18 protein-coding genes and 1 pseudogene are annotated in these 13,732 nt (G+C 68.7%); 9 read left to right on the plus strand and 10 right to left on the minus strand.

The features are described from left to right. Positions 1–13: 13 nt before the first annotated feature. Together BJEO58_RS13180 and BJEO58_RS13185 are read right to left on the minus strand one after the other, a co-directional pair. Complete coding sequence (locus tag BJEO58_RS13180; RefSeq protein WP_101589932.1) at positions 14–709, minus strand: hypothetical protein; 696 nt, start codon at positions 707–709, stop codon at positions 14–16. A 37-nt stretch (positions 710–746) separates the two neighbouring features. Further along, a complete protein-coding gene (locus tag BJEO58_RS13185; RefSeq protein WP_101589933.1) occupies positions 747–1,226 on the minus strand; it encodes an OsmC family protein in 480 nt (159 codons plus the stop codon). 246 nt (positions 1,227–1,472) lie between these two features. On the opposite strand from BJEO58_RS13185, the gene BJEO58_RS13190 reads away from it, so the two are divergent. From BJEO58_RS13190 to BJEO58_RS13205, 4 genes are all read left to right on the plus strand, one after another. Continuing rightward, the gene (locus BJEO58_RS13190) at positions 1,473–2,357 is read left to right on the plus strand and encodes an NUDIX hydrolase (protein WP_101589934.1); all 885 of its coding nucleotides are present in this window, start codon (positions 1,473–1,475) and stop codon (positions 2,355–2,357) included. A 99-nt stretch (positions 2,358–2,456) separates the two neighbouring features. Beyond that, positions 2,457–3,437: a quinolinate synthase NadA gene (gene nadA / locus BJEO58_RS13195; protein WP_101589935.1), complete on the plus strand. Its 981-nt coding sequence runs from the start codon at positions 2,457–2,459 to the stop codon at positions 3,435–3,437. Positions 3,438–3,477: 40 nt separating this feature from the next. Continuing rightward, on the plus strand, positions 3,478–4,347 hold the full coding sequence (nadC, locus tag BJEO58_RS13200) for a carboxylating nicotinate-nucleotide diphosphorylase (RefSeq protein WP_101589936.1): 870 nt from the start codon (positions 3,478–3,480) through the stop codon (positions 4,345–4,347). Between the two features lie 96 nt (positions 4,348–4,443). Beyond that, the gene (locus BJEO58_RS13205; protein ID WP_101589937.1) at positions 4,444–4,800 is read left to right on the plus strand and encodes a YciI family protein; all 357 of its coding nucleotides are present in this window, start codon (positions 4,444–4,446) and stop codon (positions 4,798–4,800) included. Between the two features lie 42 nt (positions 4,801–4,842). Here the strand turns inward: BJEO58_RS13205 and BJEO58_RS13210 are convergent, their stop codons facing one another. Further along, positions 4,843–5,841 (minus strand): sigma-70 family RNA polymerase sigma factor, encoded by a 999-nt coding sequence (locus BJEO58_RS13210; protein ID WP_101589938.1) that lies wholly within the window; start codon positions 5,839–5,841, stop codon positions 4,843–4,845. Continuing rightward, a complete protein-coding gene (locus BJEO58_RS13215; RefSeq protein WP_101589939.1) occupies positions 5,838–6,611 on the minus strand; it encodes an MFS transporter in 774 nt (257 codons plus the stop codon). Before BJEO58_RS13215 ends, BJEO58_RS13210 begins: the two co-directional genes overlap by 4 nt. A gap of 299 nt (positions 6,612–6,910) precedes the next feature. Between BJEO58_RS13215 and BJEO58_RS13220 the strand changes: the two genes are divergently transcribed. From BJEO58_RS13220 to BJEO58_RS13235, 4 genes are all read left to right on the plus strand, one after another. Continuing rightward, positions 6,911–7,948 (plus strand): baeRF2 domain-containing protein, encoded by a 1,038-nt coding sequence (locus BJEO58_RS13220; RefSeq protein ID WP_101589940.1) that lies wholly within the window; start codon positions 6,911–6,913, stop codon positions 7,946–7,948. A 60-nt stretch (positions 7,949–8,008) separates the two neighbouring features. Beyond that, the gene (locus BJEO58_RS13225; protein WP_101589941.1) at positions 8,009–8,233 is read left to right on the plus strand and encodes a DUF2795 domain-containing protein; all 225 of its coding nucleotides are present in this window, start codon (positions 8,009–8,011) and stop codon (positions 8,231–8,233) included. Between the two features lie 108 nt (positions 8,234–8,341). Then, positions 8,342–8,974, plus strand: a complete 633-nt coding sequence (locus BJEO58_RS13230) for a TetR/AcrR family transcriptional regulator (protein WP_101589942.1) — start codon at positions 8,342–8,344, stop codon at positions 8,972–8,974. Positions 8,975–9,037: 63 nt separating this feature from the next. Continuing rightward, positions 9,038–9,880 carry a formate/nitrite transporter family protein gene (locus BJEO58_RS13235; protein WP_101589943.1) on the plus strand — a complete coding sequence of 281 codons (843 nt, stop codon included), beginning with the start codon at positions 9,038–9,040 and terminating at the stop codon, positions 9,878–9,880. Positions 9,881–9,911: 31 nt separating this feature from the next. On the opposite strand, the gene BJEO58_RS13240 is transcribed toward BJEO58_RS13235, so the two are convergent. The 4 genes and pseudogenes from BJEO58_RS13240 to BJEO58_RS13255 all read right to left on the minus strand — a co-directional run bounded on the left by BJEO58_RS13240 (position 9,912) and on the right by BJEO58_RS13255 (position 12,747). Continuing rightward, complete coding sequence (locus BJEO58_RS13240; RefSeq protein WP_246076037.1) at positions 9,912–10,775, minus strand: phytoene/squalene synthase family protein; 864 nt, start codon at positions 10,773–10,775, stop codon at positions 9,912–9,914. 259 nt (positions 10,776–11,034) lie between these two features. Next, complete coding sequence (locus tag BJEO58_RS13245) at positions 11,035–11,334, minus strand: DUF4193 domain-containing protein (protein WP_101589945.1); 300 nt, start codon at positions 11,332–11,334, stop codon at positions 11,035–11,037. Continuing rightward, positions 11,331–11,768: a hypothetical protein gene (locus BJEO58_RS13250; RefSeq protein WP_101589946.1), complete on the minus strand. Its 438-nt coding sequence runs from the start codon at positions 11,766–11,768 to the stop codon at positions 11,331–11,333. The genes BJEO58_RS13245 and BJEO58_RS13250 overlap by 4 nt, the downstream gene beginning before the upstream one ends. Before the next feature lie 90 nt (positions 11,769–11,858). Then, a pseudogene (locus BJEO58_RS13255) lies at positions 11,859–12,747 on the minus strand (SDR family oxidoreductase). A gap of 83 nt (positions 12,748–12,830) precedes the next feature. Here BJEO58_RS13255 and BJEO58_RS13260 point away from each other — a divergent pair. After that, entirely contained in the window at positions 12,831–13,019 is a 189-nt protein-coding gene (locus BJEO58_RS13260; RefSeq protein ID WP_101589947.1) for a DUF6458 family protein, read from the plus strand. Between the two features lie 41 nt (positions 13,020–13,060). Here the strand turns inward: BJEO58_RS13260 and BJEO58_RS13265 are convergent, their stop codons facing one another. Next, entirely contained in the window at positions 13,061–13,405 is a 345-nt protein-coding gene (locus BJEO58_RS13265) for a lycopene cyclase domain-containing protein (protein ID WP_101589948.1), read from the minus strand. Beyond that, positions 13,402–13,719 (minus strand): lycopene cyclase domain-containing protein, encoded by a 318-nt coding sequence (locus BJEO58_RS13270; RefSeq protein ID WP_101589949.1) that lies wholly within the window; start codon positions 13,717–13,719, stop codon positions 13,402–13,404. Before BJEO58_RS13270 ends, BJEO58_RS13265 begins: the two co-directional genes overlap by 4 nt. Between the last annotated feature and the right edge of the window lie 13 nt (positions 13,720–13,732).

The raw sequence follows: 13,732 nt of genomic DNA on the forward strand, positions 1-13,732 counted from the left end.
AGCCCGCTGAACCTCAGTCGGGCCAGTCGAACGCAGGCCCGGCGCCCTTCGGCCCTTCCTGCCTCTTCGGCGCGAATCTCTTCTGCGCTTCGGTGAGAAGGTCCACCAGCTCCCACCGGCCGACTGCCAGCGGCTGGTTCAGTGTGACCCGTTCGCCGCGGATCTCACGGGTGAAGAGCGTGCGGACCAGCGGACGCCGCCCGATGCCCGAGGCGCCCAGGACCACGACGGAGGGGATGTTCGGCGCTTCGGGCTGGTGTCCGAAGCGCACCGTTCCCACCTGCACGACGTTCGGCCAGGAGACGCGGTGCACCGTCTCCTGCGTACGCCCGACACGTCGGATCACAGTGAACGCCTCAGGAGTGAGCTCGAGGCTGTAGTCCTGCCGGTGCCGCTTCACGCTGAAGACCGGGAGAACGATGCCGAACACCACGAACAGCAGGAACCCGGCTGCCCCGACGAGGCTCTCCGCACCCAGGACGAGGACGGCGAGACCGAGCACGCCGATGAGCACGCTGCCCACGACGCGTCCGATGATCGCGCCCTTGGCAGCACGCCCGATGACCAGCAGGCCGTTCTTCTCCACGAGGTCCAGTCGGAACGCGATCCGCTCACGCTTCGCAGCGCCGTCCGGGAAGGCCAGCGTCGAACCGTCGCCCTTCGCTGATTCGCGATACTCGCCGCTCGCCGGTTCCGTCAGCTCACCCATGCACACTCCATGGGCTCACACTACGACGGCGTCGCGCTCATTCGCGCTCCACCGCCGCCGAGGTCCCGGTCACCGCGACCGTCGCGTCCGCATCGACGCGGGCGCCGGCCTCGATCGTGCGGGAGACGGTGCAGTGCGTGCTGTGGGCTGCGTGCAGCAGCTTCTCGACGAACGCCTGGGGGTCCTGCTTGCGGGTCCAGTCCGCGAACTCCACGTCGACGTCCACCCGGAGGTTCTGCAGACGGGTCGCCATCGCCTCATCCGTGAGCTTGTCCGCGACGACGTCGACGTCGAACCGCTGGGGCTCCCCGGCGCGCGTGAGCGGTCTGTCGATGCTCACCGCCATGCATCCGGCCAGTCCGGCGAGCAGCATGTCGACGGGATCGACGAGCCCCTCGCCCCGACCGAACTCCAGCTCCACCCCGGCGCTCGTCGTCACGCGGTAGCGCTCGAAGCCCGTCCGTGCGACCGTGACGCCTCGCTGCTCGGCGACGTGTTCTCCTGCGGAATGCTCCATGTATCCACACTACGACGGGTCCCCGCCCCTCGACACCGCTCCGAGTGGACGGGCTCGTCGACGTGTGCGGGTCGACGTGTGCGGGTCGACGTGTGCGGGTCGAGACCGCGACGCGCGGCTCGCGACACGCGGCGCGCGACTCTGAGACCCGCCGCCGGTCAGCACCGCGACATTCCAGTAGCGTGACCCTCGAGACCCGCGGCTGATCGAACGGCGGCGCGGGGACGTCGGACAACAGGAGGAATCATGGGCCCCGAGCTGCATGCCGAGCTGGTGGCCGTCGTCCTCTCCGTCGGCGACGACGGTGCCGACGTCCTGGCCCCCGGCGATCCGGCCCGCCTGCCGTCGGGCCCGCTTCGCGATGACCACACCTCCCTGCAGGCCGGCGTCCGCGCGTTCGCCGCCGACCAGACCGGGCACCGGCTCGGGTACGTCGAGCAGCTGTACACTTTCGCGGATCTGGGGCGCGGTCAGCATGACCACCGGACCATCTCCATCAGCTACCTCGGGCTCACCCGTGAGATCCGCAGTGCCGACGACTGGCAGTCGCTCACGACGCTGCTGCCGTGGGAGGACCAGCGGGATCCGTCCGCTGTGACGCTCGTGGACGACATGGCTGCCGCACTCCGCCCCTGGGCCGAGCGCGATGACTCCTCCGAAAGGCGTCGCCGCATCGCACATCTCTTCGGCCGGGACGAGCGCCCGTGGCGCCCGGAACTGGCGCTTCAGCGCTACGAGCTGCTGTGGGAGGCGGGCCTGGTGGGCGAATCGCCCGAGGCCCCGGCGGACACCCCCTGGACCGGCCCTCGGATGATGTGGGACCACCGCCGCATCCTGGCCACCGGCCTGTCCCGGCTCCGCGCCAAGCTCCAGTACGCGCCCCTGGTCGCCGAACTGATGCCGGAGGAGTTCACCCTGGGCCAGCTCCAGGACGTGGTCGAGGCCCTGATCGGTCAGCGCGTGCACACCCAGAACTTCCGCCGCTCCATCCGCCAGGACCGGCTGGTCGAGGCAACCGAGCGAGTGGTCCGCACCGGAGGACGCCCCGCCCAGCTTCACCGCTTCCGGCGCGAAGTCATCGAAGACCGCCGCCAGGTCGGGACCAAGGCACCCATCCCCCACGCACGCTGAATTCCACGCGCACTGAGCAGACCCCTTCCTTCTACTCACTCTGAGCATTATGCTGGTGCTCACCCTTATGCTCAGAGTGAGCAATGAACGGAGGCAGCCATGACGACAGTCAGGTCAGCAACGGAGCACCCTGCATGGACGAAGGTCCAGCACCTCATCCCCGAGGTCGAGTGGGCGACCTTCATCGACGACATCGAGGCGATCGAGCGCCTCAAGGCCGAGCACGACGCAGTGATCATGGCCCACAACTACATGACTCCGGAGATCTTCCACGCGGTCGCGGACTTCGGCGGGGACTCCCTGGCGCTGGCCCGCGAGGCGCAGCACGTCGAGGCGAGCACGATCGTGCTGGCGGGAGTGCATTTCATGGCCGAGACCGCGAAGCTGCTGAGCCCGCAGAAGCGGGTGCTGCTGCCGGACCTGCGCTCGGGCTGCTCCCTGGCCGAATCGATCACGCCGGCCGACATCGCCGAACTGCGGCGTCAGCACCCCGGCGCCCCGGTGGTGACCTACGTGAACACGTCCGCCGATGTGAAGGCCGCCAGCGACATCTGCTGCACCTCCGGCAATGCGGTCGAGGTGATCGAATCGCTCGGCGTGCCCGAGGTGATCATGGTGCCCGACCAGTACCTGGCGCAGAACATCGCCGCGCGCACCGGGGTCCGCGTCATCACCCACCCGGGCGCCTGCGAAGTCCACGAGCGCTTCACACCGGACGACATCCGGGACATCCGCGACGGCAACCCGGGCGTGACGGTCCTGGCCCACCCCGAATGTCCGCCCGAGGTCGTCGCTGCGGCCGACCATTCCGGATCGACCGCACAGATGCAGAGCTTCGTCGAGGTGAACAGGCCCCGCAGCGTCGCACTCATCACCGAGTGCTCGATGAGTGACAACGTCGCCGCCGGTCACCCGGACACCGACTTCGTCCGCCCCTGCAATCTGTGCCCCCACATGAAGCGCAACACACTGGGCGCCATCCGCCGGGCCCTGGAGACCGGCACGCACGAGATCGAGCTGGATCCCGATCTGGTGGAGCCGGCGCGCCGATCGATCACGCGCATGCTGGAGATCTCGTGAGCCCCCACCGCAGGACGCCCGTCGGATCGGAGATCACCGCATGATCGGCCTCGCCCTCGATCCGCTGGCGAAGCGGGCACTGGTCGAGGACCTCGGCGACATCGGCGACCTGACCTCCGCGATCACCGTCCCACCCGGCAGCGGCTCCGCCCGCCTCGTCGCCCGCACCGACGGGGTGCTCTCCGGCACCTCGGTCGCGGAAGCGGTCGTGCGGGCCGTCGATCCCGCGCTGGAGGTCACCTGGTCATTCTCCGACGGGGACGCCTTCCACGCCGGTGCATCGCTCGCTGAGTTCAGCGGCCAGGCCCGGTCGGTGCTGACAGCCGAGCGGACAGCACTGAATTTCCTCGGCCGCCTGTCCGCCGTGGCGACGCGGACCGCCCACCTGGTCGGCCTCATCGAGGGCACCGGCGCTCGCATCGCCGATACCCGCAAGACCACGCCCGGTCTGCGCGCACTGGAGAAGGAGGCCGTCCGACACGGCGGCGGGGTCAATCACCGCTTCGGGCTCCACGACGCGATCCTCGTCAAGGACAACCACATCGCGCTGGCAGGCGGGGTGGAGCAGGTCTTCACCCGACTGGCGGCACGGACCGGGCACATGGTCCAGGTGGAGGTGGAGGTCGACACCCTGGCCCAGCTGAGCGAACTCCTGGCCCTGGATCACGCGCGCATCGGCCAGGGCCTTCCGCCGGTGGTGCACGCGGTGCTGCTGGACAACATGGGGCCCGATCTCATCGCCCGCGGTGTCGCCCAGGTGCGTGCGCATCCTGCACCCGTGATCGTCGAGGTCTCCGGCGGAGTCGACGTCGAGACCGTGCGCGGACTGGCCGAGGCCGGTCCGGACATCATCTCCATCGGGGCGCTGACCCACTCGGCCGGCTGCCTGGACTTCGGCCTGGACATCTGAGCGCAGCTCTGCGCCAGTCGTCTGGACGACTCGTGGAACCGCATGCACAGCCGTGTGAGCAGCGGCCCCGACCGCCTCATCACTGAAAGGAACACCATGCCCACCTTCATCATGATCGGATACGGAGACCAGGAAGGCTACGACCGCACGGACACCGCGACGCGAGATACCGCTCATGCACATGATGATCGGCTCCGTGCTGGTGGTGCACGCATGGGCGTCGCGGGGGCACCTGTCCAGGTCCGCAATCACGACGCAGCGGGAACGGAGACCGCAGACGGACCGTTCATGCAGTCCTCCCTTCCCGTGGCGGGCTTCACCGTGATCGAATCCAGCAGCCTCGACGAGGCGATCGCCATGGCGTCCCAGACCCCGTGTGCAGTCGCCCACGGTGTCGTCGAGGTCTGGCCCCTCGGCAGCACACTCGACAGTGACAGTGCAGGTGGCCACTGACCCGAGCGACCGGAGACCCCGGCTCCCTCGTGCCCACCGTCATCACGGCGTCGCGGTCTCCGGCAGGCCGAACCGGGCGAACACGCGCAGGGCGAAGAAGGCGACGATGTGCGAGATCCCGGCTGGGGTGACGGTGAGCACCTGCAGATTGAAGGCCCTGTGGATGCCGTATTCGTCGGGCATGTAGAGCCCGAAGGCCGGTTGGCCATTGGCCGCGGTGGGCACGAGGAGATGATCGCCGGGACCCTCCGCAGGACTCTGAGCACCGACCATGCGACCGATCACCTCGGCGCCACGGAACCATGCGGGGAACGGTGGCATCTCATAGACCGCGTCCTCGGTCAGAACAGCCACGAGTCCCCTGGTGTCATGGGCATGCATCGCCGCGACGAAGCGGTCCAGCAGATCGCGCTCCCTCCCCGGATGCAGCTCGTGGATCGCGACTTCCTCGGGCCGGACGTCAGCGATCTGGGACCGTGCCCGCTGCAGCAGGCTGTTGACCGCTGCCGCAGTCGTGTCGAGCATCGCCGCGACCTCGGCGGCGCTGAAGGCCAGGACCTCACGCAGCACGAGCACGGCACGCTGACGCGGGGCCAGATGCTGCAGGGCCGCGATGAACGCCAGCCTCACGCTCTGGCGGCGGGTCATCGCGGCGAGCGGGTCCCCGGCGTCGCAGGCGTACCTGCCGAGCATCGTGTCCGGGACCGGCTCCAGCCAGGGACGTTCCGGCCATTGAGCCAGTTCAGCCGCGGGGTCCTGGCCAGGACCGCCCAGGCCGGTGGGCAGCGCCCGACGACTGCGGTTCTCCAGTGCGCGCAGGCAGACATTGGTCGCGATCCGATACAGCCAGGTCCGGATCGAAGAGCGCCCCTCGAAGCCCTCGTAGCCGCGCCAGGCGCGCAGATAGGTCTCCTGGACGGCATCCTCGGCATCGTGGACCGATCCCAGCATGCGGTAGCTGTGCGCCAGCAGCTCCGAGCGGAACGGTCTGGTCTGGCGGTCGAAGTCGTCGTCCGAAGGCGTCACGTTCGAAGGCGTCATGATGAGGTCGCGATCCTCTCTGTGGCTGTACGGGGCGTGCGGAGGAGGACCGCAGCACCCAGTGCTCCGATCGCCGCCAGCGCGGCCAGGCCGTAGAGCGCAGCCGCGAGACCTCCGGTCAGTTCAGCCGCCGATGGCGGACCCGCGGTGCCGCGTGTCGCGAAGCCGATCGCGATCGCGGAGGCGAGCCCCGCCCCCAGGGTGGTGCCGACGGCGAAGGCCGTCTCCGCAAGACCCGCCGCCAATCCCGCATCATGGTCGGCCACCCCCGCCAGCGCTGCGATCTGGCCGGCGACGAATGCCACCCCCATACCGGCACCGAACACGACGAGCCCAGCCAGTAGATCGCCGACGACCGTGCCGTCGACCGACAGCCGGCTCAGCACCACGCAGGCGAACATCAGCAGGATCAGGCCCCCGGTGGCGACGGCTCGGAACCCTGCCCGCGTCACCAGGTGCTGTCCGGCCATCACCCCGACGACCGAGGTCACGGTCATGATCGCCGTCGCCATGCCGAACTGGAGCGCGGACAGTCCCAGTACCTGCTGTGCGTACAGGGTCACGACGATCAGCAGTCCGTCGATCGCCGCCCTGTAGGCGGTGAGCACCCATTGGACCTCCGCCGGGGCGAACCCCACGTCGAGCGCGATCACCGGCAGCGCCGCATACACACTCGTCGAGTCCAGCACTCCCATGAACATCGCCATGCACACCACGGCCAGCACCCACCATCGATGTGTCGTCCCTGCAGATCGCTCATCGGCCGCCATGGCCCGTCCCCTCCTCGTCGACGCCCTGGGTCGCCAGGGGCGTGCCCTCACGAGGTAGATACCTGGCGACGAGCGGACTCATCGCTGTGCCGGTGGTTCTGCACGCCCCGTTCCCTCGCCGCCCCGGCAATGGTTGACGCAGGCTTCCCCGGCGTGTTTACCGTGTATACGAACGCAACGCAGGTTGTCATCAGATCGCGTGCCGCGAGGGGTTCGACACTGCGCGTGAGGGCCGCCGGCCCTGCACCTCGTGCAGTCTCATCAGCTTCCGCGGCATGCGGGAACGAGGAGGTCGACGCATGCAGCTGAACGAGATACGCCGTGTCTACGACGGACAGGCGCCGTTCGTCACGGTCTACCTGGAGGGTCGTTCCCCCGGCGAGGACGCACAGCAGCAGGTGCGGCTCAGGTGGGAGGAGCTCCGTCGGCACCTCAGCGAAGACGGAGCCTCCGACACCGCGCTCTCCGCGCTCGACGAGGCCGTGCTCGGTGCAGAACCGGGCGAGGCGCAGTCGAACGGGCGCGTGCTGGTGGCCGATGTCACGGGCGTGGTCCTGGACGAGGCGTGGGATGCGGCTCTGGGTGCCGGCGATGCGGCGCATCTGGGCAAGGAACCGGAGCTCGGCGCCTTCGTCCGCGAGCACGCGCGCTCCGCGCGGCTGCTGGTAGCGATCGCCGACCGGCACGGCGCCGTCGTGCGGCAGGTGGCCGTCGCGCAGTCGCAGGCGGCCGACACCCAGGTCGAACACCATGTGGGTGACGCTTCCCACGATCCCGAAAGCGTTCACAAGCCGCGTGAGGGTGCCCTGTCGCACAAGAACATACAGCGCAGGGCGGACGAGGTCGTGAAGCAGAACGTCCGCGAGGTCGCCGAGCACATGGATTCCGTGGCGAAGACATGGAAGCCCGACCTGATCGTCCTGGCCGGCGGGGTGCAGGGCCGCACGGCGCTGCGGAACGAGCTGTCCCCCGCACTCCGGGAGCACTTCACCGAGACCGATGCGGGCGGAGTGGACGATGACGGAGCGGAGGAAGCCCTCGCGAACGAACTCCACCGCCTCGCACAGGACCTCAGCACCGACGCGGCTCAGCGGCGAGCAGACCAGTTCGCCGCCGCGAAGGCACACGGGCTCGCGGGCGAGGGATCCGAGCGCATTGCGCAGGCGCTGGAGATGGGCGCCGTGGAGACGCTCCTGCTCGAATACGACCGGCCTGCCGCACGAGAGGCCGAGCTTCTCGCCGCGAGCGTCCGGACCGATGCAGAGGTCTCGCTGATCGATTCGCAGGTCGAGGACGCGATCGCTGCGATCCTGCGCTTCGACGTGCCTGAACAGTGATGACAGATATTTCATCAGAGAGAACACAGAGAACAGAAGCGACACCAGAGGAGGACTTCCATGACTGCACGTGACGAGCTCCGAGCGGCGAAGGCCCTGCAGGGCGTCGAGTTCCCCGCGACGAAGGACGAGCTGATCGAGTACGCCTCCGTCCGGGGCGCAGACGCAAAGACCCTGCAGGCGCTGCGGACGATGCCGGAGCGCCGCTTCGAGAACAAGGACCAGGTCGTCGAGGCAGTGCCGCAGGAGCCCGAGGGCGACGCCCCGGGAGGCACCGACCGCTGAGCGACGACGCCGTGAGTCCCGCACTCCTCACGCGCGGGAGCACGCAGGCATACGACGGCTGCCGGGGTCCGGGCCGGACCCCGGCAGCCGCGCAGAGGAGAAGGCCCGATGTCCAGAGGCCTCAATCGCACGAGGATCCTCGAGGCCGCGACTGCTCACATCGACGCCCACGGTCCCGAGTCGTTGACGATGCGCGGGCTGGGCTCGCAACTCGGCGTCGAGGCCATGGCCCTGTACCGGCACGTGCCCGGCAAGGACCACCTGCTCGCGGCCGTGGTCGACAGACTCGTCGACGACGTCCTCGACGACCCGCGCATCACCGCCGGGAGTGATTCCTGGGAGGAGTACCTCCACACCGTCGGCACGGCGATGCGCGATCTGGAAGCCGCCCACCCGCGGACATTCTCCCTGGTCGCCACCCGACCGCCGGAGGTGTCGTGGCTGCGACCGCCTCTGCGCAGCATCCGCTGGGTCGAGCATTTCCTCTCCACCCTCGTCGCCCACGGGTGCTCCCCCAGACATGCGGTCCGGGCCTACAGAGAGTTCACCAGCTTCCTCCTGGGTCACCTCCTGCTGGACGCAGCGTCCCGGGAGGGCGAGACCTTCCCCGAGGAAATCGCCCCGGCGGACCACCCCACAGTGGCGGAACTGCAGGATCTGCTGCACGCTGACCATGCGGCTCGCGAATTCGATGAGGGCCTGGACGCCCTCATCGAACACCTCCGCGTCGCCGGAGCGTGACGGGACCGGAGCGTGACGGGAGGCGGTGACCATAGGAGCAACCGACGGGGAAGGCCCAATGGGATGGATCAGAAAGAGCAGCGCCAGCGGCTGGGCGGCAACGACTTCGACATCGAGGACGAGCTGCTCGATGAAGCGACCACGACCGTCGTCGAAGGCTCCAAGCGCCTCAACAGGAAGGGGCCCGAACTCGTCATCACCGGACTCTTCGGCGGGGTCGACGTCGGACTGGGCATCCTGGCGATGGTGCTGGTCAAACAGGCCACGGGTTCGGACATCCTGGCGGGCATGGCATTCGGCATCGGACTCCTCGCGCTGAAGCTGGCGCACTCCGAGCTCTTCACCGAAGAGTTCCTCCTGCCGCTGAACGCAGTGATCGCCGGGCAGGGCACGTGGATGCAGGTCTTCCGCCTGTGGTCGGTCACGCTCGTGACGAACCTGCTCGGAGGCCTGGCATTCGCGTGGCTCATCGTGCTGGGGCTGCCGGACTACCACGCGACGATCACCGACTACGCGGTGAGCTACATCGACCAGTCGTCGCTGCTGGTCATGGGTGCGCTGTCCATGCTGGCAGGAGCCACCATCACACTGTCCACCCGGATGCAGCAGGGGACGTCGAACGACGTCGTCACCGCCCTCACGTGCATGGTGTCCGGCCTGCTCGTGATCGGCTTCGGCATGCTGCACGGGGCGCTCAATGCGATCGTCATCTTCGCCGCGATGCTCGCCGGGGCGGATATCTCGGTCCTCGACTTCGCCCAGTGGTTCGCGATCGTCATCCCGCTCAACATGCTCGGCGGCCTGCTGGTCATCGCACTGCCGCGCGTGGTGCGCACCCGACGCATCCTCTGGGGCGTGCGCAAGGGGAGGTTCACACTCGAGGATCTCCAGGAGCAGTCAGGATGAGTCGGCGTCCGAGTCGCCCACAGCGGCGCAGTCAGGCCGAGGAACGCGGCCGTGTGCGCCGCTGCCTGGCCGCACCGGGCCGCCAGTCCCTGGTGAGCACGTCCAGCAGGATCACCGCCTTCTGACGGTCGGGCACCCGCACCCGCGTACGGCGGATCTCCGCCGCCGGTGTCTGCCGCAGCCGCAGCGACAGCGCACCGAAGAGCGCATGTGCGACCAGGACTGCACGGCGGCTGCCCGCCGGCAGCTCCGCGATCCCGGCTGCCGCCACTGCCAGGTCGTCGTCGATGTCGTCGAGGAGCTCGTCGCGATGGGCGTCGCTGAACCGAGCGGGGTCCACCTGCGGGAAGTACCGACGACCCAGCACGTCGTAGTCATCGGCGAGGTCGCGCAGGAAGTTCACCTTCTGGAAGGCGGAACCCAGTCTGCGGGCGGAGGGACTCAACCGTTCGTACGCTGCCGCGTCGCCCGCGATGAAGATCTTCAGACACATCAGTCCGACGACCTCCGCCGATCCGTACACGTACTCCTCCAGGCTTCTGCCCGTGTGGTCACTCCGCGTCAGGTCTGCGCGCATCGACGCGAAGAACGGCTCGACGAGAGTCCCATCGATCCCGTGCTGACGTGCCACTCCCGCGAAGGCGTGGACCACGAGGTTGGCGCTGCGTCCGGAGGCGAGGGCGCTCAGCGTCTCCTCCTCGAGACCGTCCAGCAGGCGCCGGCGCAGCGCCGGATCGGGGCCGAGGTGCGGATCGTCGACGAGCTCGTCGGCGACCCGGACCAGCGCGTAGACGCTGCGCACGTCGCTGCGCTCCGCCCGGGCGAGCAGCCTGGTCGCCCACCCGAAGGAGGTCGAGTAGCCGCTGATCACGGCGTCCGCGCTCTCGCGGGCCACGCGGTCGTACCGGGCGGCCGAGCCAGAGGTTGGGCCAGAGGCTGGGCCCGAGGCTGAGCGTGAGGTGGGGCCTGAGCCGGTCACTGCGGCAGCCTCACACCGGCGGGCCGGACAGCTCGATCGGGTTCTGGCATGACACCTTGCTCCTCGCCGGACGGCTGCACTGGACCCCATCCTATGAGCCAAGCAGATATAGTCAACGAGCCGCTACTTCCCGTGCGCGGCCGCGGTCGCGCACGTCTGCTCTGCTGGACGGGACTCAGGCCTCGCAGTCTGCGCAGACCTTCGCCTCTCCCTCTGCGGTCGCCACCTGGGAGATGTGGTGGACCAGGAAGCACTCCATGCAGGTGAACTCGTCATTCTGCTGGGGCAGCACCCGCACAGTGAGCTCTTCGCCTGAGAGGTCGGCGCCCGGCAGTTCGAGCCCTTCGGTGACGACGGTCTCGTCCTCGTCGATCTGGTTCGTCTGCCGCTGGGCGCCCTGTTGCGTGAACTCCTCGAGAGGAGCGGCGCCCTTGTCCTGGTCCTGATTCCGTGGGGCGTCGTAATCGGTGGTCATGAGAGATGTTCGCTTTCTGTCAGTGTCTGGAGCCGGTGACGCGCAGGCCCGGATATCGGCGAGTACGGTTCCAGCAGGGGTTCGGAGACGTCACCGCGCATCGAGGTCGATACCGGTGTGCTGCCGGGGGAACTCCCGCTGTGAGCGGTCGACGGCCTCACCGCGAACAGCATCGGCCGGTGCTCCCCGGGCTCGTGCTCGACCTGCGGATCCATGCGCCACGAACCCGGCATCTGCTGGAGGTCCACGTGATGCGGGGTCGCCCGCCCGAGGACCGAGATCCAGCAAGAATCACCGACGATCGTGAGCGTGGCATCACGCGTGTCGAGTTCGTCATCGACCTGATCGTACGGCACCCGGGCGAAGAACCAGAGACGGCCCGCTTGGTCGAGGTCGATGAGGGCTCTGGGCTCGGGCGTGACGTGCGAGCACACGAACGATCCGGGTCCGGCGCAGAGGAGGAGTTCCTCCTCCTCGACCCACGGAATCGCTGACCTGTCAGGTCGCGAACTCGTCAGTGATCCTCACCGCCGGCGGCTCAGCGCCTCATCCCGTGGTCCGCTCCCCCGGCGCGCCGCCTCGTCGAGGATGTTCTTCGCCATGGTCGGGAAGATCAGTGCGTGGAACGGCTGGATCGCCCGCCAGTACGCGCGCCCGAGCACTCCGGAGGGCATGAAGACCGCGCGCTGGCGCAGTCGCGATCCCCCGCCCGGCGCTGCGTCGACGCTGAACTGCAGCCAGGCGCGCCCACCGGCCCGCATCTCCGCCCGCAGTGTCAGCGCTCGTCCCGGTTCCAGGGACTCCACCCGCCACCAGTCGACGGGGTCGTCGACCCGCAGACGCTCCGGGTCCCTGCGGCCACGGGCCAGCCCGTACCCGCCCAGCGCCTGGTCGAGGACGCCGCGGATCTTCCACAGCGCCGGTGCCGAGTACCAGCCGCGCCGTCCGCCGATCGATTCGAGGACCTCCCACACGGCTTCCGGCGACGCGTCCCCGGCCCGTTCGCGCGCATCGGTGTAGACGGTGTGGCCCGCCCAGGAAGACCATCTGCTGGACGCCGGAATCGGCGGCCGCCGCGGCGACGGTCCGCGCGATCGCGGCCTCGCGATCGACGAAGTCGCCGCCCGATCCCATGGAGTGCACCAGATAGAGGACGGTGTGCACGCCCTCCATGGCCGCGCGCACCTCATCGGGTTCCTGCAGGTCGGCCTGGACAGCCTCGATCTCGTGGAACCACGGTCTGTCCGCGAGCCGATCGACGCTGCGAGCCGAGGCCCGGACCAGGAAGCCGGCCGCGAGCAGCTCCGGGATGAGCCGTCCGCCCACGTAGCCCGTGGCTCCGGTCACCAGCACACGGCGGCCGTTCCCGTTCGGCAGTGACAGCGCGAGTGGGGACGGCAGCGTGGGGGTCATCTCCTCACAGTACGTCCTCACAACAATCCCTGTCCTCCGTGCGAGGATGGGGATGGCAGAGGATTCCACGAAAGGAACGAACCATGAGCTTCGGAGTCGGAGTATTCCTCATCCTGGTAGGAGCCATCCTGTCGTTCGCGGTGCGCGACAGCTGGTCAGTGATGGACCTGACGATGGTCGGGTACATCTGCATGGGCGTCGGCGCGCTCGCACTCATCCTGGCGTTCGTGACCCTGCTCAGCCGACGTCGCAGCACTCGACCGGAGGTCTGACGGCGCGGAACGGCTCGAGCGGAGATCCGGCAGCGCAGAAGCTACCGGATCGCCGACGGGGTGCTCCGATCGCCCCTCTCGACCCCTGCGGGGAAGAGCAGCCAGCGCAGGCTCGGCAGCAGGATCGCCGCCACCACGGGGTAGGCGAAGTCTTCGAGAGGGGCGAGTCCGATGCGGATTCCCACGAGTGACTCCTCTGCGTACTCGAACAGGCCGACATAGATCATCAGGTTGTCGAAGACCGCCGTGAGCGCGCACAGCACGACCGCGCTGACGAGGATCTGCGACGCGGCCCGCCGCGGGGTGACGCGCCGCAGGAGGAGGGCGACGCCGAGCACCGCGACTGCGACTGCGAAGAACGGTGCGTTCAGCGCGAGGTAGCTCATCGTTCCGCCTTCCGGGTGCGCCACGCCTCCAGGCCTGTGGCCAGCACCATCGTCTGGTAGCAGAGGAACAGGAGGAAGAAGAGCTCCTCGAGCGGCAGCTGCGGAGCGAGCATCACGCCGGTCATGAGCGGGGAGTCGATGTGCAGGAAGATGCCCTGGGCGATCGCTGCGAGGTCCCACACCAGGAAGAAGCCGGTGCCCAGCAGCAGTGCGGCGATCGCGGGGACCGGTCGGTGGAAGACGAAGAGCCGGAAGCGGGCATCGAGCGCCACCATGCACAGGAGCAGCGCGATGAGCACGCTGAGGTAGATCACCGGATCCTCCTAT

This window comes from Brevibacterium jeotgali (assembly GCF_900169175.1).
Classification (GTDB): domain Bacteria; phylum Actinomycetota; class Actinomycetes; order Actinomycetales; family Brevibacteriaceae; genus Brevibacterium; species Brevibacterium jeotgali.